The 24,555-nt window shown below is 70.1% G+C and carries 20 protein-coding genes and 1 pseudogene; 6 read left to right on the forward strand and 15 right to left on the reverse strand.

Annotation, left to right across the window (positions count from 1 at the left end; translation table 11 throughout):
• Positions 1 to 4: 4 nt before the first annotated feature.
• From ACIF83_RS09955 to pqqA, 5 genes are read right to left on the reverse strand one after another with little or no spacing between them, the layout of a single operon-like run.
• Positions 5 to 1,195, reverse strand: coding sequence for a glycoside hydrolase family 105 protein (locus ACIF83_RS09955; RefSeq protein ID WP_399725127.1), 1,191 nt, complete (start codon positions 1,193 to 1,195; stop codon positions 5 to 7).
• Positions 1,192 to 2,292 carry a pyrroloquinoline quinone biosynthesis protein PqqE gene (gene pqqE, locus ACIF83_RS09960; RefSeq protein WP_399725130.1) on the reverse strand — a complete coding sequence of 367 codons (1,101 nt, stop codon included), beginning with the start codon at positions 2,290 to 2,292 and terminating at the stop codon, positions 1,192 to 1,194. Before pqqE ends, ACIF83_RS09955 begins: the two co-directional genes overlap by 4 nt.
• Complete coding sequence (gene pqqD / locus ACIF83_RS09965) at positions 2,289 to 2,621, reverse strand: pyrroloquinoline quinone biosynthesis peptide chaperone PqqD (protein WP_393484736.1); 333 nt, start codon at positions 2,619 to 2,621, stop codon at positions 2,289 to 2,291. The genes pqqE and pqqD overlap by 4 nt, the downstream gene beginning before the upstream one ends.
• Positions 2,618 to 3,394 (reverse strand): pyrroloquinoline-quinone synthase PqqC, encoded by a 777-nt coding sequence (gene pqqC / locus ACIF83_RS09970; RefSeq protein WP_399725133.1) that lies wholly within the window; start codon positions 3,392 to 3,394, stop codon positions 2,618 to 2,620. The genes pqqD and pqqC overlap by 4 nt, the downstream gene beginning before the upstream one ends.
• Positions 3,391 to 3,558 carry a pyrroloquinoline quinone precursor peptide PqqA gene (pqqA, locus tag ACIF83_RS09975; RefSeq protein ID WP_399725137.1) on the reverse strand — a complete coding sequence of 56 codons (168 nt, stop codon included), beginning with the start codon at positions 3,556 to 3,558 and terminating at the stop codon, positions 3,391 to 3,393. The genes pqqC and pqqA overlap by 4 nt, the downstream gene beginning before the upstream one ends.
• Positions 3,559 to 3,863: 305 nt before the next feature.
• Between pqqA and ACIF83_RS09980 the strand changes: the two genes are divergently transcribed.
• Complete coding sequence (locus ACIF83_RS09980; protein ID WP_393484738.1) at positions 3,864 to 4,700, forward strand: aldo/keto reductase; 837 nt, start codon at positions 3,864 to 3,866, stop codon at positions 4,698 to 4,700.
• Between the two features lie 105 nt (positions 4,701 to 4,805).
• Here ACIF83_RS09980 and ACIF83_RS09985 read toward each other — a convergent pair whose 3' ends face one another.
• Positions 4,806 to 5,417, reverse strand: a complete 612-nt coding sequence (locus ACIF83_RS09985; protein ID WP_393484739.1) for a hypothetical protein — start codon at positions 5,415 to 5,417, stop codon at positions 4,806 to 4,808.
• A gap of 189 nt (positions 5,418 to 5,606) precedes the next feature.
• Here ACIF83_RS09985 and ACIF83_RS09990 point away from each other — a divergent pair, with 189 nt between their 5' ends.
• Entirely contained in the window at positions 5,607 to 6,302 is a 696-nt protein-coding gene (locus ACIF83_RS09990; RefSeq protein WP_393484740.1) for a glycoside hydrolase family 75 protein, read from the forward strand.
• A gap of 13 nt (positions 6,303 to 6,315) precedes the next feature.
• Here ACIF83_RS09990 and ACIF83_RS09995 read toward each other — a convergent pair whose 3' ends face one another.
• Positions 6,316 to 7,017: an SDR family oxidoreductase gene (locus ACIF83_RS09995; RefSeq protein WP_393484741.1), complete on the reverse strand. Its 702-nt coding sequence runs from the start codon at positions 7,015 to 7,017 to the stop codon at positions 6,316 to 6,318.
• Between the two features lie 114 nt (positions 7,018 to 7,131).
• Positions 7,132 to 8,034, reverse strand: a complete 903-nt coding sequence (locus ACIF83_RS10000) for a class I SAM-dependent methyltransferase (RefSeq protein WP_399725142.1) — start codon at positions 8,032 to 8,034, stop codon at positions 7,132 to 7,134.
• Between the two features lie 127 nt (positions 8,035 to 8,161).
• Here ACIF83_RS10000 and ACIF83_RS10005 point away from each other — a divergent pair.
• Positions 8,162 to 8,410: pseudogene (locus ACIF83_RS10005) on the forward strand (phytanoyl-CoA dioxygenase); the annotation flags it as partial.
• Here ACIF83_RS10005 and ACIF83_RS10010 read toward each other — a convergent pair.
• A complete protein-coding gene (locus ACIF83_RS10010; protein WP_399725145.1) occupies positions 8,392 to 10,116 on the reverse strand; it encodes a glycoside hydrolase family 6 protein in 1,725 nt (574 codons plus the stop codon). The pseudogene ACIF83_RS10005 and the gene ACIF83_RS10010 overlap by 19 nt on opposite strands.
• A gap of 39 nt (positions 10,117 to 10,155) precedes the next feature.
• Positions 10,156 to 11,631 carry a cellulose binding domain-containing protein gene (locus ACIF83_RS10015; RefSeq protein ID WP_399725148.1) on the reverse strand — a complete coding sequence of 492 codons (1,476 nt, stop codon included), beginning with the start codon at positions 11,629 to 11,631 and terminating at the stop codon, positions 10,156 to 10,158.
• Between the two features lie 260 nt (positions 11,632 to 11,891).
• On the opposite strand from ACIF83_RS10015, the gene ACIF83_RS10020 reads away from it, so the two are divergent.
• Entirely contained in the window at positions 11,892 to 14,807 is a 2,916-nt protein-coding gene (locus ACIF83_RS10020; RefSeq protein ID WP_399725150.1) for a glycoside hydrolase family 48 protein, read from the forward strand.
• A gap of 202 nt (positions 14,808 to 15,009) precedes the next feature.
• The gene (locus tag ACIF83_RS10025) at positions 15,010 to 17,664 is read left to right on the forward strand and encodes a cellulose binding domain-containing protein (protein WP_399725153.1); all 2,655 of its coding nucleotides are present in this window, start codon (positions 15,010 to 15,012) and stop codon (positions 17,662 to 17,664) included.
• A 58-nt stretch (positions 17,665 to 17,722) separates the two neighbouring features.
• Here the strand turns inward: ACIF83_RS10025 and ACIF83_RS10030 are convergent, their stop codons facing one another.
• The 5 genes from ACIF83_RS10030 to ACIF83_RS10050 form a co-directional block, all read right to left on the reverse strand.
• Positions 17,723 to 18,661 carry a sigma-70 family RNA polymerase sigma factor gene (locus ACIF83_RS10030; protein ID WP_393484747.1) on the reverse strand — a complete coding sequence of 313 codons (939 nt, stop codon included), beginning with the start codon at positions 18,659 to 18,661 and terminating at the stop codon, positions 17,723 to 17,725.
• Positions 18,662 to 18,671: 10 nt separating this feature from the next.
• Complete coding sequence (locus ACIF83_RS10035; protein ID WP_399725156.1) at positions 18,672 to 19,862, reverse strand: NAD(P)/FAD-dependent oxidoreductase; 1,191 nt, start codon at positions 19,860 to 19,862, stop codon at positions 18,672 to 18,674.
• A gap of 153 nt (positions 19,863 to 20,015) precedes the next feature.
• Complete coding sequence (locus ACIF83_RS10040; protein ID WP_399725159.1) at positions 20,016 to 20,867, reverse strand: aldo/keto reductase; 852 nt, start codon at positions 20,865 to 20,867, stop codon at positions 20,016 to 20,018.
• 45 nt (positions 20,868 to 20,912) lie between these two features.
• Positions 20,913 to 21,941: a zinc-binding dehydrogenase gene (locus ACIF83_RS10045; RefSeq protein ID WP_399725162.1), complete on the reverse strand. Its 1,029-nt coding sequence runs from the start codon at positions 21,939 to 21,941 to the stop codon at positions 20,913 to 20,915.
• Between the two features lie 69 nt (positions 21,942 to 22,010).
• Positions 22,011 to 22,988 (reverse strand): aldo/keto reductase, encoded by a 978-nt coding sequence (locus ACIF83_RS10050; RefSeq protein WP_393484751.1) that lies wholly within the window; start codon positions 22,986 to 22,988, stop codon positions 22,011 to 22,013.
• A 219-nt stretch (positions 22,989 to 23,207) separates the two neighbouring features.
• On the opposite strand from ACIF83_RS10050, the gene ACIF83_RS10055 reads away from it, so the two are divergent.
• A complete protein-coding gene (locus ACIF83_RS10055; RefSeq protein ID WP_399725165.1) occupies positions 23,208 to 24,116 on the forward strand; it encodes a helix-turn-helix transcriptional regulator in 909 nt (302 codons plus the stop codon).
• The last annotated feature ends 439 nt before the right edge of the window (positions 24,117 to 24,555 follow it).

Below are 24,555 nucleotides of genomic sequence, written 5' to 3' on the forward strand. Positions count from 1 at the left end.
GACACTATTCACCTCGCAGTTGCTCGTTCATGATCAGGAAGGCGCCCAGGCCGTGGAAGTCGTTGACGGCCCGGGTACGGGCGGCGTAGTACGCGTAGTCGCCGACGTTGGTGCCGACGGAGATGTCGGCGAGGTTGGTGCGGCCGTCGGCACCGACCGAGATCTTCGCCAGCACGCCCTCGTAGCCGCGCCGGGCGACGGCCGCGTAGTGCGGGTCGAGATAGCCCTGCTGGACACCGCGCGAGAGGGCGTAGGTGAACATGCTGGAGCAGGACGTCTCGGTCCAGTCGTCGCTCCTGCTCCCCTTGTCCATGACCTGGAACCAGCGGCCGCTGGCCGGGTCCTGGTACCGCTCCAGGCCTGCCGCCAGCCGCCGGAAGATGGCGAGGAGTTGGGGTCGCCGGGAGTGGTTCGCCGGGATCGCGTCGAGGACACCGACGATCGCCATCGAGTACCAGCCGACCGCGCGGCACCAGTGCTCGGGCGCGAGCCCGGTCTGCGGGTCGGCCCAGCTCACGGTCCTCGACTCGTCGTAGGCGTGCTTCAACAGGCCGTTGCCGACCTGGAGATGGCCGCCGTAGACGGCGAGCTGCCTGGCCGCCTCGTCGTTCGTGTACGCGCTGTCGCCGAACTCCCTGCCGTACTCGACGAGGAACGGGTTCACCATGTAGACGCCGTCCGCCCAGAGCTGGTGGGCGCGGCTGCTGTTGTCCGCGTGCCAGAAACCGCCGTCGCCGGTGCGCGGGTAGGTGGCGAGGCGGTCGCGGATCTTCTTCGCCGCCTTGCGGTAGCGGTCCTGGCCGGTCTCGTGGTGCAGGATCACCAGGAGGCGGCCGGCCTGCATGCTGTCCAGGTTGTCGAAGGACTGGTCGATGGAGCCGTCGCTCCTCACGAAGCGGTCGACGTAGCTCTTGATGTAGGTGAGATAGCGCGCTTCGTGGGTGCGTCGGTAGGTGAGGTACTGGCCGTAGAGGTAGAGGCCGACCGGATACGACCAGCCGCCGATACCGGTCGGCGTGTAGCGGGCCGTGGTGGAGTCGACCACGGCCGTGGACCAGTCGGGTGCGGCGGCCGGCCGGGGCGGGGCAGGAGCGGGGGCGGCGGCGGCCGGGGGTACGGCCGCGGGGAGCGCGGCCAGGCCGGCGGTGGTGAGCGCGAGTGCCGTCAGGGCCGCGCGCAGGCGTCGGCGTCTCATGTTCCCTCCTCTCGCTGGACTTCTTGCGGGGCTTCTCGGTAGGCGTACGCGAGTCGCCGGGGCGCGCCGACGAGGTCGCGTACGAGGGAGTGGTCCGGGGCGTGCCGGCAGGCCGGATCGGTGCGGGCGGGGTCGCCGGTGAGGGCGTAGGCCTGGCAGCGGCAGCCGCCGTGGTCGGTGGTGCGCAGGGCGCAGTCACGGCAGGGCTCGGGCATCCAGGACTCTCCCCGGAAAGCGTTGAACGCCTTCGACTCCCGCCAGATCCGGTCCAGTCGGTGCTCCCGGACGTTCGGCGGGTCCAGACCCGGCAGGCTGCTTGCGGCCGGGCAGGGCAGGACCGTGCCGTCGGGGGCGACGGTGAGCGAGATGCGACCCCAGCCGCCCATGCACGGTTTCGGGGTGGCGTCCAGCAGATCGGGGGCCACCCACACCAATTCCATTGTGTCGCCCAGTCGTTCACGCCAGTGGGCGAGGGTCGAGCGGGCCCGTTCGACCTGGCCGGGTGTGGGCAGCAGGGCGGCACGGTTGCGCAGCGCCCAGCCGTGGTACTGGGTGTGGGCCAGTTCGAGCCGGTCCGCGCCCCAGTCCACGGCGAGCCGGATCAGCTCGTCCAGGGCGTCGAGGTTGCCGCGGTGCAGGACGGCGTTGAGCCCGAGCGGCAGTCCCGCCTCGCGGACCAGCCGGGCTGCGCGCTCCTTCACCGCGAACGACCGTACGCCCGCGATGCGTTCGGCGACATCCGGGTTCGGGTGCTGCACGGACAGCTGCACACTGCGCAGCCCGGACTCGACCAGCCCGGCCAGCCGCCGCTCGCCGAGGCCCACGCCGCTGGTGACGAGCTGGGTGTACAGACCCGCCACGTCCGCGGCTGCCACCAACTCGGGCAGATCACGGCGCAGCAGCGGCTCGCCGCCGGACAGATGGGTGTGGACGACCCCGAGGTCACCCGCCTGCCGGAACACCCCGGCCCACTGTTCTGTGGTCAACTCCACTGACCGACCGACCAGTTCGACAGGGTTGGAACAGTAGCCGCAGCGCAGCGGGCAGGCGTGGGTGAGTTCGGCGAGCAGGGCCCAGGGCGGAGCGACGGTCGTCATGTCAGCCAGCCCTCCTTGCGCAACCCCGCGAGGAAGTCCGGGACTTCGACGGCGACGGGTGCGCCGGGGTACTCCGCGGACAGTTCGGCGACGATGCGGGCCACGGTCCGGCCGCCGTCGCACCGTCCGAGGACGGCGCCCGCGCGGCCGTGCAGGACGACCACCCGTTCCGGCAGCAGCAACAGGTCCGAGTCCCGCACCGCGTCGTGCCGCAGCAGGACGCCCCGGGCGAGGGCGGGGCGCCAGGCGGTCGGGCTCCGGCGGGCTGCGGGAGGCGGCTGGAGGACTGCGGGAGGCGACCGGCGCGCCGCGGGGCGCGGGGAGCTCACGAGGTGCTCCCGTCCACCGCGTCCAGCAGCGCCCACAGCACCTCGCACTTGAACGTGAGGGCGGCAACCGCCCGTTCCTGCTGTGCACGGGTGCGGGCGGTGGCGAGGACCAGGGCGAGGGCCTCCTCCCCGTCGCGGGCGCCCTGGGTGACACGGGTGCGGAAGTAGGCGAGACCGGCCGGGTCGATCCACGGGTAGTGGCGTTCGAAGGCGGCGATGCGGGTGCGCATCAGGTCCGGTGCGGACAGCTCGGTCAGGGAGGCGGCGACGGCGTCCAGCGTGGGGCGCAGCCGGCAGAAGGTGACGTAGGCGTCGACCGCGAACCGCACCCCGGGTGGCACCCGGGAGGCGTCCCACAGCTCCTCGCGGCCGAGGCCGGCCGCCTCGCCGAGCCGCAGCCAGCGCTCGATGCCGCCCTCGCCCCCGGGGTCGCCGTCCCCCGTGCCGTCGTGGTCACGGATGCGGCGCAGCCAGAGTCGGCGCTGCTCGGGCCGGTCGAGCCCGGCGAGGATCAGGGCGTCCTTGACGGGGATGTGCCGCTGGTAGTGGAAGCGTGCGGCGATCCAGCGGCGCAGTTCGACGGGGGTCAGCTCGCCGCGGTGCATCCGCAGGTTGAAGGGGTGCCGGTCGTGGTAGCGAGCCGCGGTGACGGCGCGCAGCCGCTCCGTGAACTCGGCGGCCGTCCAGACGGCGCCGGTGGACGGAGCGGCGACGGGGACATCGGTACGGGGGACGGTCGGGGTGTCCCGGACGGACGGAACGGTCGTGCTCATGAGGCCTGCGGCGGCTCGGGGGCGCGGCGGTCGGCGAGCGCGTAGGCGGTCACTTCGAGGGCGGTTTCCACGATCTGGTAGCCCGGGCTCCGCCAGTCCTTTTCATCCGATGTCTTCGGGTCCTGGAGGGCCGCACGGGGGGTCGTGGGCAGGGTTTTGTTCATGCGCGTACCCGCTTTCCTGAGGGTGGGGGATCTCAGAGGGCAGACAGCGGCCATGGTCAGAGGCCGTTCACATGCATGCACCGGGTTCATCGACACGTCCGGTGGCGCGATACAGAGTCCCGGGATGAAGGGCCGCGGTCAATGGTCCGGACCGATAACGTCGGATGCGTTTCCGGCCAATCTGAGGTTTCGGGAACTGACTCGCCGGTCAGTTGGCGCGGATTTCGCGGTCAGGAATGCAGGTCGGCGCGTGATCGTTGACGATGGGAGTACCACCTGTCGACAACCGAAGGATCAAGAAGCTCGTGAGCAGCAAGGTCCCCCCGATCATCCTCAACAACGGCGTCGAGATGCCCCAGCTGGGTTTCGGCGTCTGGCAGGTGCCGGACGACGAGGCCGAGCGGGCCGTCGCCACGGCGCTCGAGGCCGGGTACCGCAGCATCGACACAGCCGCGATCTACGGCAACGAAGAGGGCACCGGCAAGGCCATCGCCGCCTCCGGCCTGCCCCGTGAGGACATCTTCGTCACCACCAAGCTCTGGAACAGCGACCAGGGGTACGACTCCACGCTGCGCGCGTTCGACGCGTCGCTGCAGAAGCTGGGTCTCGACCATCTGGACCTGTACCTGATCCACTGGCCGCTGCCGTCCCGGGACAAGTACCTCGACACCTACAAGGCGTTCGAGAAGCTCTACGCCGAAGGCCGCGTCAAGGCGATCGGTGTCTCCAACTTCCTCCCCGAGCACCTGCAGCGGCTGATCGCGGAGACCTCGGTCATCCCGGCGGTCAACCAGATCGAGCTGCACCCGCACCTGCAGCAGCGCGCGGCACGCTCGTTCCACTCGGAGCAGGGCATCAGGACCGAGGCCTGGTCGCCGCTCGGCCAGGGCAAGGGCCTGCTGGAGGTGCCGGCCATCGTCGCCATCGGCCAGAAGCACAACCGCACGCCGGCCCAGGTCGTGCTGCGCTGGCACATCCAGCTGGGCAACGTCGTGATCCCGAAGTCCGTGACGCCGTCGCGGATCAAGGAGAACATCGAGGTGTTCGACTTCAGCCTGGACGACGAGGACCTCGCGGCGATCAGCGCCCTCAACGAGGACCGCCGCCTCGGCCCGGACCCGGCCACCTTCGACATGGGCTGACACCCGCCCCGCGAACGGCCGTTCACCCTGCTGGAGCAGCAGGGCGGACGGCCGTTTTCCTGTCCCCCGCACGAAGGGGACGTCAGGACACCGGCGCGGGACCGGTCAGCCGACGTGCACGTCCGTGTGCACGACCTCGAACTCCTCCAGGCCGACGACGTTCACATGCGCCTTGGCCACACCTTCGTGCCGGGCCGCCGCCTGGCCGGCCCGTGAGGCCACCATCGAGTCGCGGTCGACGAAGAGGGCGCCGACCTGGCCCGTGCCGCGCTCCCGGTCGACGAGCAGGCCGGCCGCGGCCAGGCCCGGCAGCGTCTCCAGGCGCGGAAGCACGGTCGACCGGAACGTCTCGGCGACCAGCTCGACGTCCGCCGGGTCGAACTCCACCCGCGTGACACGCAGTCCGCCGCCCATGCGTGGCGGCTGGAGTGGGTGGTACACCACCGCCTCGAAGTTCTCCACCGTCAGCGTGCCGGCGAACGGCCCGAGCATGGCCTGCCTGCGCAGCCGCATGACCTCGTCGCTGTTGTGCCGCGCCTCGACCGTGTCCCACCAGCTCACCCCCAGCAGCTTGCCGAGGTCCCGGTCCACGAAGACCCCGGCTCCGCAGTAGCCGGGACGTTCCTGGAGCAGCTCGCGCCCTTCGGTGTTCAGCGCCCTGATGGCCGTGTCGATCTTCACGGGGTCGCCGGTCACATAGACGGTGCGTACGAACATGACGATTCGCCTCCCAGTTCGACATGACCAGTGTTCCCCGGGGGGCAATTCACTGCATCCGGTGGCGAAGTCACCGCAAACGGCCCAGCCTGCGCGACTTCCCCACAGGGACTTGACGAGGACATGCGGGAGGGGCCACCTTGTACGGCACCCGGTAAGGAAAGTTTCCTAACAGAAGGGTCCCCCACAGTGCGTCTTCGAACACTGACCCTCGCCGCGGCCTCCGGGGCCGCCCTCCTCGCGGCCGGAGTGCTGCCCGCCAACGCCTCGGGCAACCCCGCACCCGCCTCCGCCCGGGAGGGCTCGGTGAGCGCGGCCGACCTGCTGGCCAAGGTGACGTCCTGTTCGCAGATCTCGAACGGCAAGTACAAGACCGACGACGAGACCTCGGCCACGGTCCCCGTGTGCGGCAAGAACGGCGCGGTGTTCTGGAAGGCCGACATGGACATCGACTGCGACGGCCAGCGCACCACCAACTGCAACGAGAACCGCGACCCCTGGTACCAGGACGACACCGCCTTCCACCAGTCCGACGGCAAGCCGCTGAAGGCGGAGTCCCTGCCGTACGTCGTGGTGCCCAGCTCCAGCAGCATCTGGAACTACTCCGGCGCGGGCATCAAGGGCGGCGGTGTCGTCGCCGTCATCTACAACAACAAGGTCGAGTACGCCGTGGTCGGCGACACCGGCCCCACGAAGATCATCGGCGAGGCCTCGTACGCCACCGCCAAGGCGCTCGGTATCGACCCCGACCCGGCCACCGGCGGGGCCGACTCCGGCGTGACGTACATCCTGTTCAAGAACTCCAAGGTCTCCCCCATCGAGAGCCACAGCGCGGCCGTCTCCCTCGGGGACCAGCTGGCCAAGCAGTTCCTCGCGAACAACTAAGGCCGTGCGTACGTCAGTTGGGCTGCCCCAACGGACGTACGACCACGGTGTTGACGTCGACCCCGGCCGGCTGCCGGATCGCCCAGACCACCGAGTCGGCGATCTGGTCCGCGGTCAGGAGATGCCCCGGGGGCAGGCTGCCGAGCCCGTCCCAGAACGGGGTCTCCACCCGGCCGGGGGCGACCAGCGTGACGCCGATGCCGAACTCCGTGACCTGGCGCCGGGTGTTCTCGGCGAGCCCGGTGACCGCCCACTTCGTGGCGCCGTAGAGGTTGCCCGGCGTGTTCACGAACCCGGCGACACTGCCGATGAGGACGATCCGTCCGCCGGTCTCCTTCAACGCGTCGACGGATGCCCGGACGAGCAGGGCGGGGCCGAGGACGTTGGTGAGGACCATCTCGGTCCAGCCGGACGGGTCGCCGTCGGCGACGGAGTCGTGGGTGGCGAAGCCGGCGTTGGCGACGACGGTGTCCAGTCGGCCGTACGCCTTGAGCGTGCGGTCGACCGCGTCCTGTACGTCGTCGAAGGCCGACGCGCTGCCGGCGACCGTCAGCAGTTCGTCGGGATTGCCCAGGCTGTCGGCGAAGTCCCGCAGCCGCTGCTCCCCGCGCCCGGTGACCGTGACCCGGTACCCGGCGTCGAGCAGCTGCCGGGCGACAGCGGCGCCGATACCGCTGCCGCCACCGGTGATGAGTGCGACCGGAGCGTCGTTCATGGTTTCCCCCTGTGTGTCGGTGAACGCCCGCAGTCCATCACTTCGAGCGTTCTCCAAGTCAAGTTCCGTCACTGGTAAGGCAATACGGCACCGAGGGGAGATGGCGGCGGGTGCTCAGACCGGCCGTACCGCCGTGTGGACGGTGTACGCACCCAGGACGAACACGTCCGGCCTGCGGTGCACGCTCACCGCATCGGCCGGGTCGAGCAGGCGGTCCAGGGTGGCCAGGTCCTCGGCGTCCAGACTCTCGGCGCCCGCTTCACGCAGCCGGGCCAGGGAGTCGGTCACATAGGCGCGGGCCCGGTCGGTCGCCGGGGCCGGCAGGTCGAGCAGGAAGCTGCGGGTACGGGTGTGCTTCAGACCGACGGAGGTCAGCAGAGCCGGCCAGTCCTCGGTCACCGCGACCGAGCCGGGCAGGTCGGTCCGCATCCGCGCGAACCACTCCGCCTGCACCACGTCCAGCCGCTCCTGGAGTCCGGGGCGTCCGATGCCGATGTCACGGGGCAGGAAGCGGGAGGGCAGGCCGCCTTCCAGGAGGGCCAGGGTGCCCCCGGGGGCGACCCGGGCGGCGAACGCGGCGAGCGCGGCCCGCTGGTCGCCGAGGTGGTGCAGGCTGCGGCTGGCCCACAGCAGATCGGCCGGGTACTCCAACTCGTCCAGCACACCCGGCAGTTCACCGGCGAGGGTTTCGAAGCGGTCCGCCACGCCCTGTCGTACGGCGCGGACACGGGCGCGCTCCAGCAGCGGCTCGGCGCTGTCGACGGCCACGATCCGCGCCCCGGGGAAGGCCTCGGCGAACAGACAGGAGACGACGCCGGGGCCACTGCCCGCGTCGACGATCAGCCCCGGCTCGGTCACCTCCTTCGCCAGCCAGGCCATGGCCCGCTCGTAGACGGGGGTGAACAGCTCCGCCTGGGTCTCGAGGTGCACAGCCATCTCGGCCCAGTCGATGTCGCTGCCGTGCGCGTGCCCGTGGCGGTGGTCGCGGTCGTGCTCGTGGTGGTGGTCGTGCGCCATGGTGCCCAGCCTCTCGTCGGTGTGCGGTCAGCGTGCGACGGCGCACCGGCCGCGGGCCAGCGGTGTTGCCGGTCCGGCAAAAATCGGGTGCGTCCCGGCAAAGGGCCACCCCGGCACCTGGCAGGACCCGGTCGCGTACGCCATGGGCAACCCCGGAGACGTCTACCTCTGCCATCCGTTCCTGGTGCACGCGGCCCAGCCGCTGCACGGCATCCGTCCCCGCTTCATGGCGCAGCCCCCGCTGTGCCCGGCGGTGCCGTACGCACCGGACCGCGTGGACGGGGACTGCTCGGCGGTGGAGCGGGCGATCCGCCGGGGCCGGTCCCTGGAGGACCGCCCCGGCGGGCGCTCATCCGGTCAGGACAGCGGCGGGTAGGCGTTCTGCATCAGCTGCTGGAACTGGGCGGAGAACCAGTGCCCGGACAGCGGTGCGTTCGCCAGGGCGCCCGACATGTTGTTGCCGTTGCGGGCGTTGCCCGTGTACGTCGGGTCGCACATGCGGTCGAATCCCTTGCCCTCGTCGTTCGCGATGGCGCTGCTGGAGCCGTCGGACTCGCCCGGGGGCTTCATCCACACGTAGGCGTCGATCCCGGCGGCCGGGCCGGCCTGCGGGCGTTCGCCGAGGCCGGCGCCGGACTGGTTGCACCAGTTGCCGACGTGGATACGGCGGTCGTAGCGGCCGCCGTCGACGTAGGTGTCCACGCTGGTCCTCGGGCCGGGTCCGGTCGGGTGGGCGGTGCCGCCCCAGCCGTTGCGGGAGGTGTCGATCAGCATGCCGATGCCGGAGTTGAAGCCGACCGACACCAGCTGGTTGCGGAAGGCCTGGGCGAAGGACAGCTCGTCGACGTAGCGGTTCCAGTCGACCCACTTCGACTGGCGCACCGAGGTGCCGTTGACGCTGTCGTCGACGGTGAAGTTGTTCTCCTTCAGGGCACTGTAGTTCGCGGTGTTGGTGATGAAGCCCTGGACGTCGTCCACCGTCGCACCCTCGCTGGTGGCGGCCTGCTTGAACACGCCTGCGGCCGCGCCGAAGTTGTCGTCCCAGCCGATCCAGCCGTGGTGGCCGGCGTCGAGGTAGTTGTAGACGTTGGGGATGGCGCCGAGCTTGGCGAGGGCGTAGCCGACGCCCTTCACGTAGTTGCCGTTGGCGAGCATGGTGTCGCAGGCCGGGGTGGCGGTGGCACGGCTGCCGGTGTTGGTGACGAGGTTGGGCAGCGAGTCGATCTCGATGGTGGTGACTATCCTGAGGGAGGCGTACTTGGGGTCGGACAGGATCGCCGCGATCGGGTCGATGAACTGCGTCTTGTACTTGTCGATCTCGGTGGGGCCGAGTTCGCCGTTGGAGGCCAGTGCCGCGCAGTCCCGGCCCGGCAGGTCGTAGACGACCAGCTGGACGACCTCTTCGCTGCTGCCCTTCTGGGCGAGGGCGGCGTCCAGGTGGGCGCGCAGCCCCATGCCTCCGCCCACACCGTCGATCGCGGCGATGCGGTCCAGCCAGACGCCGGTGGGCTGGTTCGAGACGCGGCTGCCGCCCGGTTCGGCGGCGGCCTTCGCCGACCACTCCGGGTTCACGTACACCTTGGCGCCGGCATAGGGGTTGTCGACGCGGGTGCCGGTGCCGCCGCCGTTCCCGCCGCCGCCTCCGCCGCCCCCGCTGCCGCCGTCGTCGACGTTGCAGGTGACGCCGTCGAGGGTGAACGTGGTGGGTACGGCGTTGGTGCCGCTGTAGGACCCGTTGAAGCCGAAGCTGACCGAACCGCCCGTGCCCAGCGTGCCGTTGTAGGTCTCGTTGTTGGCGGTGACGGCCGTGCCGCTCTGGGTGATCCTGGCGTTCCAGCCGCTGGTCACCTGCTGGTTTCCGGCGTACGACCACTTCACTGACCAACTCGACTTCGCAGCCGCATTGTTGGTGACGGTGACGGCGGCGGTGAAGCCGGTGTCCCACTGGTTCTGCACCTTGTACTCGACGGTGCAGGGGATGGAGGTGGTGGCGGCGCCGGCCGACGCGGCGGTGAGCGCCGTCCCGGAGGCCCCGGCGACCAGCGCCAGGGCGGCGAGCAGTGACGTTCTGGTACGACTCATGAGTGCGGGTTTCCTTCTTCCGTGAGTCTTGCCCGGGGCTTACGGGTTGAGGGCGCGCAGATGGTCACGCAGCCCGACGCCGTACGCGGTGGGTGTCCCGTCGTAGGCGGTGATCAGGGACGGGCCGGAGGAGCAGTCCCAGGTGTTCCAGGTCCAGCCGAGGTAGGACAGGTCGCGGTCGTCGAACCACTTCATGACCTGGTCGACGAAGCCGTGCGAGCAGGTGTTCTCGCCGATCTCGCCGGCGACCAGCGGCACCTGGGCCGCGACCGGGGCGAGCGTGGAGTTCCAGCAGCTCTCACTCGCACAGGTGTTGAAGTTGTAGACGTGGTAGGCGGCGGCGAGATTGCCCGTCGGGTCGCTGGGCCTGTACGTCAGCCACTGGCTCAGGTCGTTCGAGTACGCGAGCCCGCCGGCCATGATGACGTTCTTCGCACCGGCACCGCGGATGCTGTCGACGAGATGCTGCACACCGGCGACCTCGTACGAGATCCCGGGGCAGGTGCCGCCGTCCCGCCAGCACTTCCATGCGTCCGTCGGGCTGGAGGTCGCCCGGTCCGGGTAGGGCTCGTTGAACAGGTCGAACACGGCCGCCTGGTCGTCCTTGAAGGTGCCGGCGACCGACGCCCAGAAGGACGGTGCGTACTGCATGTCGGGCATCGGCTTCTGGCAGGTGGCGTGCACGTCGGAGCAGCCGGAGGAGTTGCCGGTGTACTGGCCGTAGGACCAGTGCATCTCCAGGATCGGGGTCATGCCGTGCGCCTCGACGCGGGCCACCAGGTCCTTGACGGCGTTGATGTAGTTCGTGCCGCCGTACTCGGGCTTGATGTTGGAAAGACCCAGCCAGCACTCCTCGTTGAGCGGGATGCGGACGGCGTTCGCCTTCCAGTCGGCGATCGCCTTGACCGCCGCGTCGTCCACCGGGCCGTCCCAGATGCCGTAGCCCTGCACACACATGAACTCGCCGCCGGAGCGGTTCACGCCGAGCAGGCGACGGGACTTGCCGGCGGCGTCCACGAGCTTGGTGCCCGAGACGTGCAGGGCGGGCGCGGTGCCGGTGGACGGGGGCGGATCGGTCGGCGGGGGTGTCGTCGGGTCGGAATCCACGTTGCACGTGGTGCCGTTGAGTTTGAACGTCGTCGGTACGGCGTTGCTCCCCGACCAGGAGCCGAGGAACCCGGCGCTGACGCTCGCGCCGGCGCCGAGGGCGCCGTTCCAGCTCTCGTTGGCGGCGGTCACGGTGGTGCCGGACTGGGACCACTCGGCGTTCCAGCCCTGGGTGACCTTCTGACCGCTCGCGAAGTCGAAGCCGAGCTGCCAACTGGTCAGCGCCGAGCGGTTGTTGGTGACTTTCACGGAGCCCTGGAAGCCGTTGTCCCACTGACTGGTGACGGCGTACTCCACCGTGCAGGCGGGGGTGGCTCCCTCAGCCGTGACCACCGGGACGACCGCGCTTCCGAGAAGCGCGACCGCACCGGCGACGGCTAAAAGTACTGAACGCGGGGGGTGTCGCATGAGCGACTCCTTGCAGCTTGGCGCGCCGTGACGGACGCGTCGACTGAATGGAATCGCTCCCACTGGTGCGAAGGAAGGTAGCGGCAAGTGGCTTGGTTGCCCAGGGGAGTTGCTTGAATTTTCCTCAACGGAGCAGGTCGAATCTTTTCGACTCTTCAAGCACCTTGACCGCTCTCACCCTCATCCCCACTATGGGAGCGCTCCCACTGGTTCAAGCCTTGACTCTTTCCGAGCCGCAAGCCGCAAGGAGGAACCAGCACATGGATCCCGGACGCAGACGCAGAGCCGCGCGGCGGTGGTGGACCGCCGCACTGGCCGCGCTCGCCCTGCCCCTGACCATGCTCGCCACCGGTACGACGGCCGCGCACGCGGCGACCGTCCAGTGCAGCGTCGACTACAAGACGAACGACTGGGGTTCCGGCTTCACCGCCGACCTCACGATCACCAACCGCGGCACGGCCGCCATCGACGGCTGGACCCTGGCCTACGGCTACACCGGAAACCAGAAACTGACGAACGGCTGGAACGGCACCTGGTCCCAGTCCGGCCAGACGATCACCGTGCAGAACGCCTCGTACAACGGCACGATCGCATCCGGAGCCGCGGCCTCCACGGGGGCCCAGTTCACCTACAGCGGCGCCAACGCCGCCCCCACCTCCTTCGCGGTCAACGGCACCACCTGCGCCGGTGTGCACCAGCCGCCGGTCACCGTGCTGACCAGCCCCGGCGCGGGCGCGGTCTACACACAGGGGGACGCGGTGCCGCTCGCGGCGACCGCGGCGGCTGCCGACAACGCGACGATCAGCAAGGTGGAGTTCTACGACGACACCACGCTGCTGGGCACCGACACGAGCGCGCCGTACTCGCTCCCGGTCTCCAGTTTGACCGTGGGCAGTCATTCGCTGGTGGCGAAGGCGTACGACAGCCTCGGAGCCTCCGCCGAGTCCACGCCGGTCGGCATCACGGTCACCTCGGGACCCGCCGTCGTGGCCTCCCCGGCCCAGCTGGGCATCCAGCAGGGCAGGACGGGATCGTTCTCGGTGAAGCTGTCGACGCAGCCGAGTGCGAACGTGACGGTGAGCGTGGCCCGCACGGACGGCAACACGGGACTGTCCGTCACCGACGGCTCCTCGCTGACCTTCACCCCGTCGAACTGGAGCACCGCGCAGCCGGTGACGATCACGGCCGACGCCTCCGGCACCGGGAGCGCCACCTTCACGGCCTCGGCGACCGGCCACACCAAGGCGACGGTCACGGTGACCGAGCTGGCCGCGACGAAGGCGTACGACGCCCGCTTCCTGGACCTGTACGGGAAGATCACCAACCCGGCGAACGGCTACTTCTCCCCCGAGGGCATCCCCTACCACTCGGTGGAGACGCTGATCGTGGAGGCCCCGGACCAGGGCCACGAGACCACGTCGGAGGCATACAGCTACCTTCTTTGGCTGCAGGCCATGTACGGCAAGGTCACCGGCGACTGGTCGAAGTTCAACGGCGCGTGGGACCTCATGGAGAAGTACATGATCCCCACCCACGCCGACCAGCCGACGAACTCCTTCTACAACGCCTCGAAGCCGGCGACGTACGCCCCGGAGCTGGACACACCGAACGAGTATCCGGCGAAGCTGGACACGTCGGTGTCGGTCGGCCCGGACCCGATCGCCGGCGAGCTGAAGTCGGCCTACGGCACGGACGACGTCTACGGCATGCACTGGATCCAGGACGTGGACAACGTCTACGGCTACGGCGACGAGCCCGGCAAGTGCGAGGCAGGGCCGACGGCCACCGGGCCGTCGTACATCAACACCTTCCAGCGTGGTCCGCAGGAGTCGGTCTGGGAGACCGTCCCACAGCCGACCTGCGACGCCTTCAAGTACGGCGGCACCAACGGCTATCTGGACCTGTTCACCGGCGACTCCTCCTACGCCAGGCAGTGGAAGTACACGGACGCCCCGGACGCGGACGCGCGTGCGGTGCAGGCCGCGTACTGGGCTGATGTGTGGGCGAAGACGCAGGGCAAGGGCGGTGACGTGTCCGCGACGGTCGCCAAGGCCGCGAAGATGGGCGACTACCTGCGGTACGCGATGTACGACAAGTACTTCAAGAAGATCGGCAACTGTGCGGGCGCCTCGTCGTGCCCGGCCGGCACCGGCAAGGACGCCTCGCACTACCTGCTGTCCTGGTACTACGCCTGGGGCGGCGCCACCGACACCAGCGCGGGCTGGGCCTGGCGCATCGGCTCCAGCCATGTCCACGGCGGCTACCAGAACCCGCTCGCGGCCTACGCGCTCAGCTCCTATGCCGACCTGAAGCCGAAGTCGGTGACCGGCGCGGCCGACTGGGGCAAGTCGCTGCAGCGGCAGCTGGAGTTCTACCAGTGGCTGCAGTCGTCCGAGGGCGCGATCGCGGGCGGCGCGACCAACAGCTGGCAGGGCCGGTACGCCATCCCGCCGGCGGGCACGTCGACGTTCTACGGCATGTACTACGACTGGCAGCCCGTCTACCACGACCCGCCCTCGAGCCAGTGGTTCGGGTTCCAGGCCTGGTCGATGGAGCGGGTCGCCGAGTACTACCAGCAGACCGGGAACGCCGCGGCGAAGGCGATCCTCGACAAGTGGGTGAAGTGGGCGCTGTCCAAGACCACGATCAACCCGGACGGCACCTACCGGATCCCCTCCACCCTCCAGTGGTCGGGGCAGCCCGACACCTGGAACGCGTCGAGTCCCGGCAGCAACAGCGGACTTCACGTCACCGTCGCCGACTACACGAACGACGTCGGCGTGACGGCCGCCTACGCCAAGACGCTCACCTACTACGCCGCCAAGTCCGGTGACACGACGGCGAAGTCGACGGCCAAGGCGCTGCTGGACGGCATGTGGGCCAACTACCAGGACAGCCTCGGCATCGCCGTCCCCGAGACCCGCAGCGACTACAGCAGGTTCGGTGACAGCGTGTACGTGCCGAGCGGCTGGAGCGGCAAGATGCCGAACGGCGACGCGATCAACTCCTCCTCGACGTTCTCCTCGATCCGGTCCTTCTACAAGAACGACCCGGCCTGGTCGAAGATCGAGGCCTACCTGGGGGGCGGCGCCGCGCCTGTCTTCACGTACCACCGCTTCTGGGCCGAGGCGGACATCGCCCTCGCCATGGGCTCGTACGCGGAGCTTCTCGAGTAGTCCCGCGAGGCGCTGCGCGGCTTCGGCCGACACGAAACCCACGGGTTGTCGGTGGCTGGTCGCGCCCGCGCGGCGGAGCCGCACATCGAGACGGCCCCGCGCCCCTATGGGGCGCGACACCGCACCGTCGGCCGGGCGGTCCCCACCCGCACTGGGGACCGCCCGGCTCTCATGCCCTCCTCCTGCAGGAAGGACCCCCACCATGCGAAGAACCCGCATCCTCACCGCCGTGCTGGCCCTCGCGGCCGGCCTGCTCGCGGGCACACCGCCCGCACTCGCCGCCGACGGCACCCCGCAGGTCGCGTTCGCCGCCGACACGTACACCTGGAAGAACGCCCGGATCGACGGCGGCGGCTTCGTCCCCGGGATCGTGTTCAACCGCTCCGAGAAGAACCTGGTCTACGCCCGCACCGACATCGGCGGCGCCTACCGCCGGCAGGGGTCGTCGAAGACCTGGACACCGCTGCTGGACTCGGTCGGCTGGAACGACTGGGGCCACACGGGCGTCGTCAGCCTGGCCTCGGACTCCGTCGACCCGGACAAGGTGTACGCGGCGGTCGGCACGTACACCAACAGCTGGGATCCCGGGAACGGCGCGGTGCTGCGCTCCACCGACCGGGGTGCCGACTGGCAGAAGGCCGACCTCCCCTTCAAGCTGGGCGGCAACATGCCCGGTCGGGGCATGGGCGAACGCCTCGCGATCGACCCGAACAAGGACAGCGTGCTGTATCTGGGGGCACCCAGCGGCAAGGGGCTGTGGCGGTCGACGGACTCCGGGGCGACCTGGTCGCAGGTGACGAGCTTCCCGAACCCCGGCGACTACCAGCAGGATCCGAGCGATTCGAGCGGGTACGCCGACGACAACCAGGGGATCGTCTGGGTCACCTTCGACGAGTCCACGGGCACGGCGGGGAACGCGACGCAGACGATCTACGTCGGGGTCGCCGACAAGGACAACGCGGTGTACCGGTCGACGGACGCGGGCGCCACCTGGACGCGGCTGCCCGGGCAGCCCACGGGATACCTCGCGCACAAGGGCGTCCTGGACGCGCAGAACGGCTACCTGTACCTCGCGTACAGCGACAAGGGCGGCCCGTACGACGGTGACAAGGGCCAGTTGTGGCGGTACGCGACGGCGACCGGAACCTGGACGGACATCAGCCCGGTGGCGGAGGCCGACACCTACTACGGCTTCAGCGGCCTGACCGTCGACCGGCAGCATCCGGGCACGGTCATGGCCACCGCATACAGCTCCTGGTGGCCGGACACCCAGATCTTCCGCTCCACGGACAGCGGTGCGACCTGGACGAAGGCCTGGGACTACACCTCGTACCCCAACCGCTCGAACCGCTACACGATCGATGTCTCCTCGTCACCCTGGCTGACCTTCGGCGCGAACCCGTCCCCGCCCGAACAGACCCCGAAACTGGGCTGGATGACGGAGTCCCTGGAGATCGACCCGTTCGACTCCTCCCGCATGATGTACGGGACGGGCGCCACGCTCTACGGCACCGAGAACCTGACCGACTGGGACAGCGGCGGCCGGTTCACGGTCAAGCCGATGGTGCAGGGCCTGGAGGAGACGGCCGTCGACGACCTCGCCTCTCCCCCGTCGGGTGGCGCTCAACTGTTCAGCGCCCTGGGCGACATCGGCGGCTTCCGCCACACCGACCTCACCAAGGTCCCGTCAATGATGTACACCTCCCCCACCTTCACCACGACCACCGCCCTGGACTTCGCCGAGACCGACCCCGACACCGTGGTCCGCGTGGGCAACCTGGACTCCGGACCGCACATCGCTTTCTCGACGGACAACGGCGCCAACTGGTTCGCGGGGACGGACCCCTCGGGAGTGAGCGGTGGCGGCACGGTCGCCGCCGCGTCGGACGGCAGCCGGTTCGTGTGGAGTCCGGCAGGTACGGGCGTGCAGTACACGACCGGATTCGGCTCGTCCTGGTCGGCGTCGAACGGCATCCCGTCCGGGGCGATCGTCGAGTCGGACCGGGTCGACCCGAATACCTTCTACGGCTTCAAGTCCGGGAAGTTCTACGTGAGTACGGACGGCGGCGCCACCTTCGCCGCCTCCTCCGCGAGCGGTCTCCCCAGCGGCGACAGCGTGCGCTTCAAGGCGCTGCCAGGGACCAGGGGTGACGTGTGGCTGGCGGGCGGGGCGACGGACGGCGCGTACGGCCTGTGGCACTCCACGGACGGCGGGGCGAGCTTCACCAAGCTGTCGAACGTCGACCAGGCCGACACCGTCGGCTTCGGCAAGGCGGCGCCGGGAGCCTCGTACCAGACCCTCTACACCAGCGCGAGGATCGGCGGCGTACGCGGCATCTTCCGCTCCACGGACCAGGGTGCGACCTGGACGCGCATCAACGACGACGCCCACCAGTGGGGTTGGACCGGCGCGGCGATCACGGGCGACCCACGGATCTACGGCCGGGTGTACGTCTCGACCAATGGCCGGGGCGTCGTCTACGGCGACACCAGCGGAGGCGACGACAGCGGAGGCGGCACGGACCCGGCGCCCCACGGCGCCTGCACGGTAACGTACAAGATCACCAACCAGTGGTCCGGCGGCTTCCAGGCCGACGTGCAGCTCAGCAACACCGGTTCAACCACGTGGAATGGCTGGTCACTTGGCTGGTCCTTCGGCGACGGCCAGAAGATCACGCAACTCTGGAACGCCGACCACACCCAGTCGGGCACGGCGGTGACCGCGAAGAACCTGAGCTGGAACGCCGGCGTGGCGGCCGGCTCGTCGGTCGGCTTCGGGTTCACCGGGAGCTGGTCGGGGTCGAACACGAAACCGACGGCGTTCAGGCTCGGTGACCGGACCTGCACCGCGGCATGACGCACAAGGGCGCCCGCCGGGCTCTGATCAGCGACCTTTCACGGGCCGGCGGCTCTGGTCACCATGCGTTGATGACCGGCGCGTCGGGTTCGCGCTGCCGCCAGGCCTCATCGAGGCGCGCGAGCCGGTCCGCGGCGGCGATGCCGCGCAGGAACGCGACCTTGCCGTCGCTGATTTCGAACGCCACGGCGCCCACCACCCGGCCGTCGACCACGGCGAGGACGGCCGGGGAGCCGTTCACCAGCGCGATGTGCATCGCGAGGGAGCCGCCGGCCAGCCGCCGCTTCGCCGGAGTGGGCTTGAAGCCGGCCCGCACGTAGGAGGCGACGCGCTCGCGCGTCTTGTACCGCAGCAGCCGCCTGGCCAGTCCGGCGCCGTCCGAGACCACGGTCGCGTCGGCGGTGAGCATCGCCACCAGCCGTTCGGTGCGCCCCGACGTGGCGGCGGCGAGGAACTCCTCGACGATGCGGCGCGCGGACGCGGGGTCCACCTCGTCGCCGCCGCGGCGCTCGGCGGCGACCCGGCGTCGGGCCCGGTGGACATGCTGCTGGCTCGCGGACTCCGTGATGTCGAGGATCCCGGCGATCTCGGCGTGGGGGTAGGAGAAGGCCTCGCGTAGGACGTATGCGGCCCGTTCGACCGGCGAGAGGCGCTCCATGAGGGTCAGCACGGCCAAGGACACCGATTCGCGCTGCTCGAAGGTGTCGGCAGGGCCGAGCATCGGGTCGCCCTCGAGGAGTGGCTCGGGCAGCCAGTCTCCGACAGCTCGTTCATGGCGCGCCTGCGCCGAGCGGAGCCGGTCGAGGCAGAGATTGGTGACGGCCTTGGTCAGCCACGCCTCCGGCACCTCGATACGTTCCCGGTCCGCGGCCTGCCAGCGCAGGAACGCGTCCTGCACGGCGTCCTCGGCGTCGGCCGCCGAGCCGAGCAGACGGTACGCGAGCGAGGCCAGCCGGTCCCGGCCGGCCTCGAACCGATCGATGGCTGCGCTGTCCATGCGGAGCAGCCTATGCGGCGACCCTCACACCGCCCCGGTCAGGCGCGGTGGCCAGGCGGCGCTTGCGCTTCGGCATGCCGAAGGTCGGGTGGACGATGCTCCACCCGGCCCCCTTGAGCACGCCCGACTTGAGCCGCACGGCGATCCGGCCGCCCAGGTACCAGGACTTCGCCCGGACGTCCCCGTCCACCATCTGGAAGATGGCGTCCCGCCGCCCGAGGCTGATGTGGTTGCCGTAGTACTTCAGCCCGGTGGTCGGGACCTCGCTGCCCGTCAGGCGCGCGATGATCGCGGCGGTCGCCTGCATGTTGGTGTAGCCGGCCGAGGCGCAGGACATCGGCAGCGGCCGGCCGTTCTCGCCGATCGCGTAGGCGCAGTCACCGGCGACGTAGACGTCCGGGTGCGAGACCGAGCGCATGGTGCGGTCGACGACGATCTGGCCGGTCTCGGCGACCTCCAGGCCGCCGGCGGCCGCGATGGGGTGCACGGCGAACCCGGCCGACCACACGGTCACGTCGGCCGGGACGGACGTACCGTCGGCGGCGATCGCCCGTGCCGGCTCGACAGCTTCGACGACGGTGTGCTCGTGGACGGTGATGCCGAGCCGGTCGAAGGCCAGGCGCAGGTGACGGCGGGCCTTCGGGGAGAGCCAGGCGCCCAGCTCGCCGCGGGCGGCCAGCTCGACCGAGAGGTCGGGCCGGGACTCGGCGAACTCGGTGGCGGTCTCGATGCCGGTCAGCCCCTCACCGACGACCAGCACGGTGCCGCCCTCGCCCAGGCCGGCCAGGCGCTCGCGCAGCCGCAGCGCCGAGGACAGGCCGGTCACGTCGAAGGCGTACTCGGCCACGCCGGGGACGCCATGGTCGGCTACGGAGCTGCCGAGCGCGTAGAGAAGCGTGTCGTACGCGAGTTCGCCGCCGCCGTCCTCGCCGGTCACGGCGACGGTCCTGCGCTCGGGGTCGACGCCGGTGACGCGCGCCAGGCGCAGCCGCACTCCGGTGCCCGCGAATATGTCGGCGAGCTTGCGGAACGCGAGGTTCTGGCCGCTCGCGAGCTGGTGGAGCCGCATCCGCTCGACGAAGTCTGGCGCGGCGTTGACGACGGTGATCTCGGTGTCGACAGGCGAGAGCCGACGGGCCAGGTTTCCGGCGGCGAAGGCCCCCGCGTATCCGGCGCCGAGTACGACGATGCGGTGCTTCATGGCGTTGCTCCTGTCTCGTTCGCGTGCCCCTTGAACGGGATGGCGCCCCGATTGCTGACAGGAGCCGGGTGTGACGCGGGTCACTGAACCAGGGCGAGCAGGCGAGCAGCGGCCGGCAGTGCGGCCTGCCGCCCGCCTCCGAGCAGGTTCGGGTCAGGCGTCCAGGCGGCGCTTGGCGAGCCAGGCGACGATCTCGGGGTCGTCGTGGTCGAAGAACAGGGAGCTGCCGGTGTCGAGGGTGGCGATCTGGGCCATCTGCTCCTCGGTGAGCCGGAAGTCGAAGACGTCGATGTTCTCGGCCATGCGCTCGGCGCGCACCGACTTGGGGATGGCGATGACGCCGCGCTGGGTGAGCCAGCGCAGCACGACCTGGGCAACCGACTTGCCGTACTCCTTGCCGATCTCGGCCAGCAGTGGGTGGGTGAACAGGTCGTTCCTGCCCTCGGCGAAGCCTCCCCAGGACTGGATCTGCACGCCGTGCTCGCGCATGAGGTCCTGGTAGTCGGCGCGCTGAAAGAACGGGTGGGTCTCGATCTGGTTGACCGCAGGCACGATCTCGTTGTTGACGATCAGGTCGATCAGCCGGTCGGGGTAGAAGTTGGCGACACCGATGGCCTTGGCTGTGCCCTCGCGGTTGAGGTTCTCCATGGCGCGCCACTGGCCGTACACGTCGCCGAAGGGCTGGTGCATCAGGTACAGGTCGAGGTAGTCCACGCCCAGCTTGTTCAGGGACGTCTCGAAGGCGCGGCGAGTGTTGTCCTCGGCGGGGGCGTCCTGGACCCAGAGTTTGGTGGTGACGAACAGGTCCTTGCGGTCGATGCCGCTGGACTTGATGGCGCGGCCGACGGCCTCTTCGTTGCCGTAGGCGGCGGCGGTGTCCAGCAGGCGGTAGCCGGCGGCGAGCGCGTCGGAGACCGTGCGTTCGGTGTCCTCGGCGGGGATCTGGTAGACGCCGAAGCCGAGCAGCGGCATCTCGATTCCGTTGTTGAGGGTGACGGTCTGCATCAAGGGAATGCCTTTCGCAGTGCGGGTGCGATGAGAGGGGGGAAGTCAGGGGCGGATGAGGGCCTTGAGGACCTTGCGGTCAGCCATGGCCCGGTAGGCGTCCGGGGTCCGGTCGAGGGTGAAGGTCTGGTCGAAGACGCGGCCGGGGGCGATGGTGCCGTCGAGGACGTCGGGCAGCAGCTGCTCGATGTAGGCGCGGGCGGGGCTGGCGCCGCCGGTCAGGGTGATGTTGCGCATGAACCCGGCCGGACCGATCGGGCCCTGTTCGTACTGGGGGACACCCAGACGGCTGATGGTGCCGCCGTCCAAGACCGCGCCCAGGGCCGTGTCCAGGGCCTGGCGGGTGCCGACGGCCTCGATCACCTTGTCCACGCCGCCGGTCAGCTCGTGAATGCGGGCGATGCCTTCCTCGCCACGCTCGGCGACGACGTCGGTGGCGCCGAACTCGCGGCCCAGGCCGGTGCGCGCCTCGTGGCGGCCCGCGAGCACGATCCGCTCGGCGCCCAGCCGCTTGGCGGCGATCACCGCGCACAGGCCGACCGCGCCGTCCCCGACGACCAGCACCGCATCCCCGCGGCCGACGCCGGAGGTGACCGCGCCGTGGTGGCCGGTGGTCATCACGTCCGACAGCGCCAGCAGGGACGGCAGCAGTGCTGAGTCGGCGGCCACCGGCAGTTTGACCAGGGTGCCGTCCGCGTATGGGACGCGGACGGCTTCGCCCTGCCCGCCGTCGACGCCGTCGAACCCGTACCGGCCGCCGTTGGGGCACGAGATGTGCAGGCCCTTGGCGCAGTAGTCGCAGGTGTTGTCGCTGTAGGTGAACGGGGCGACGACCAGGTCACCCGTCTTCAGGCCGGTCACGTCCGCCCCGGTCTCCTCGACGATGCCGAGGAACTCATGCCCCATGGGGCGGCCGGTCTCGGTGGCGGGCATCGACTGGTAGGGCCACAGGTCGCTGCCGCACACGCACGCGGCCGTCGTGCGCACCACCGCGTCGGTGGGGTTCAGGATCTTCGGGTCGGGCCGGTCCTCGACGCGGACGTCGCCGGCTCCGTACATCACTGCTGCACGCATGAGAGGTGTTACTCCAAACGGGGGGGGTGGGTCGTCGCGCTGAGCGGCGGGAGTGGGCCGGGAACCGGATCAGCGTTCGAGCATCTGTGCCTGCGCCTCGGTGTGCGTGTCGCCTGCGGCCGGCGGCAGACTGCTGAGCTTGTCGATCTGCTCGCGGGTCAGCGTGATCGCGTCGGCGGCGGTGTTCTCCTCCACGCGGGCAACCCGCTTGGTGCCGGGAATCGGGGCGATGTCGTCGCCCTGGGCGAGCAGCCACGCCAGCGCCACCTGCGCGGGGGTGGCGCCGACCTCGGCGGCCAGGGCCTGCACATCGTCGGCGATCGCGAGGTTGCGCTGGAAGTTCTCACCGGTGAAGCGCGGGTTGTCGCGCCGGAAGTCGGAGGCGTCGAACTGGTCGGCAGAGCGGATGGTGCCTGTCAAGAAGCCACGTCCCAGCGGCGAGAACGGCACCAGGCCGATGTTCAGCTCCCGCAGGACCGGCAGGACGCGCTCCTCGATGCCACGCGTCCACAGCGAGTACTCCGACTGCACCGCGGTGACCGGCTGGACAGTGTGGGCGCGGCGGATCGTGTCCGGGCCGGCCTCCGAGAGCCCGAAAGCGCGCACCTTGCCCTCGGCGATCAGCGCGGCGACCGCGCCGGCCGTCTCCTCGATCGGTGTGTTCGGATCCACCCGGTGCTGGTAGTACAGGTCGATGTGGTCCGTGCCCAGCCGCTGCAGGGAGCCCTCGACTGCGGTGCGGATGTTGGCCGGGCTGGAGTCCAGGTTCCAGGCCCCGTTTCCGCCGTGGGAGACCAGACCGAACTTCGTGGCCAGCACCACCTGGTCCCGGCGCCCCTTCAGCGCCCGTCCGAGCAGCTCCTCATTGGTGTAGGGGCCGTAGATCTCGGCCGTGTCGATGAGCGTGACTCCCAGCTCCAGCGCCCGGTGCACGGTCCTGATCGACTCCGCCTCGTCGGTGCCGGAGCCGGTGTAGCCGTGGGACATCCCCATCGCACCGAGACCGATCCGGGAAACCTCCAGGTCACGCAGCTTGATGTAGCGCATTTCGCTCTCTCCGCATCGTGGCGTTGCCCGGCACCCTCACTCTCGCCCGGCCGGGCAGGCCGTGCCTGCGGTGGCTGGGGGCGGGGGCCGGGGTGCCGGCGTCTTGCTCATTCACCTTCGCCCGGATTGCGCCGGTGTGACAGGGCGGGCCCTTCAGGGGTAACGACAGGGCCCCCCTCTCCCCTGCGTTGCAGGTACTGAGCCGGTGAGACTGGAGACATGGCATCCGAGAGCGCGAACAGCGAGGGCGCCGAGCTGGGCCGCTACCTGCGCGCCCGCCGCACCCAGACCAGCCCCGAACACGTCGGCCTCACCGTCGGCGCCGGTATCCGCCGCACCCCTGGCCTGCGCCGCGAGGAGCTGGCCACCCTCGCCGGCATCAGCATCGACTACTACGTACGCCTCGAACGCGGCAAAGAGACCCGCCCCAGCCCCTCCGTCCTCGATGCGCTCGCCCGCGCCCTGCGCATGGACGACCAGGAGCACCAGCACCTGCGAGAACTCGCCGCCCGCGCCGCCCGCTACGCCCCCGAGCCTCCGCCCGCCCCCGGCCGCACGGTGCGCCCCCACCTCAGGCTGCTGCTGGAATCACTCCGCCCGAACCCGGCGTACGTCATCAGCCGCAGCATGGACATGCTCGCCTGGAACCCCGGGGGCCTCGCTCTCTACGCGGGCCTGGACGACTGGCCGGTCAAGCACCGCAACCTCGCCCGCTACCTCTTCCTGCACCCCGCGGCCCGCGACCTCTTCACCGACTGGGACCGGCAGATCACCGCCTGTGTCGCCCGCCTGCGCGCCATCGCCGGCGCCGCCCCCGACGCCCCCGACCTGTCCCTTCTCGTCGGTGAACTCCTCCTGAAAAGCCCCGACTTCGCCGGTCTCTGGGAGCGTTACGAGGTGACCGGACGCAAGCCCGCGCACAAGACGTTCCACCACCCCCAAGTCGGCATGCTCACCCTCACGTCCCAGTCCCTGCACGTCGAAGGCACCCCGGGCCAACGCATCGGCGTCTACACCGCCGAACCCGGCAGCCCGGACCACGACGCCCTGCTCCTGCTCGACATGACCGCACCGCGACCGGCGCAAAGCCCCGGGCCCACCCCGAAAGCCACAGGGCAGCAGCCATGAGCCCGACCATCACACAGCTGGCAGCGTGGCTCGGACACACCGACGCGAACGGCGGCCCGTCGATCGCCTCGACGGGCCGCCGTTTTCAGTGAGCCAGTCCGCACGACATCGAGGGACATCACAGATCTCAAACGCGGTCTCAGGGGCGGTACGACGAGCTGGCGGCCATGACGCCGTTCTGCAGCGCACCCGAGACGAGCGAACGGGCCGCGCAACGGTGCACCCCCTCTGTCAGGGGTACGACAGCCGTGGGCGCCGGCGCTCCCTCAAGCACCGGCGCCCACTCACCCCTGCCCGAGGTGGTCTTGATGAACTTTTGGTTCAGCTACGGGTTCTGTTCAGATGTCAGGGGACGAGGATGAGGCGGATCGGGTCGCCGATCTTGTTCTCAAGGCGGTGGACGGCGTCGGCGGCCTCGGCGAGCGGGATGTGGTCGGTG

The organism is Streptomyces sp. NPDC085866 (assembly GCF_044541035.1).
Classification (GTDB): Bacteria; Actinomycetota; Actinomycetes; order Streptomycetales; family Streptomycetaceae; genus Streptomyces.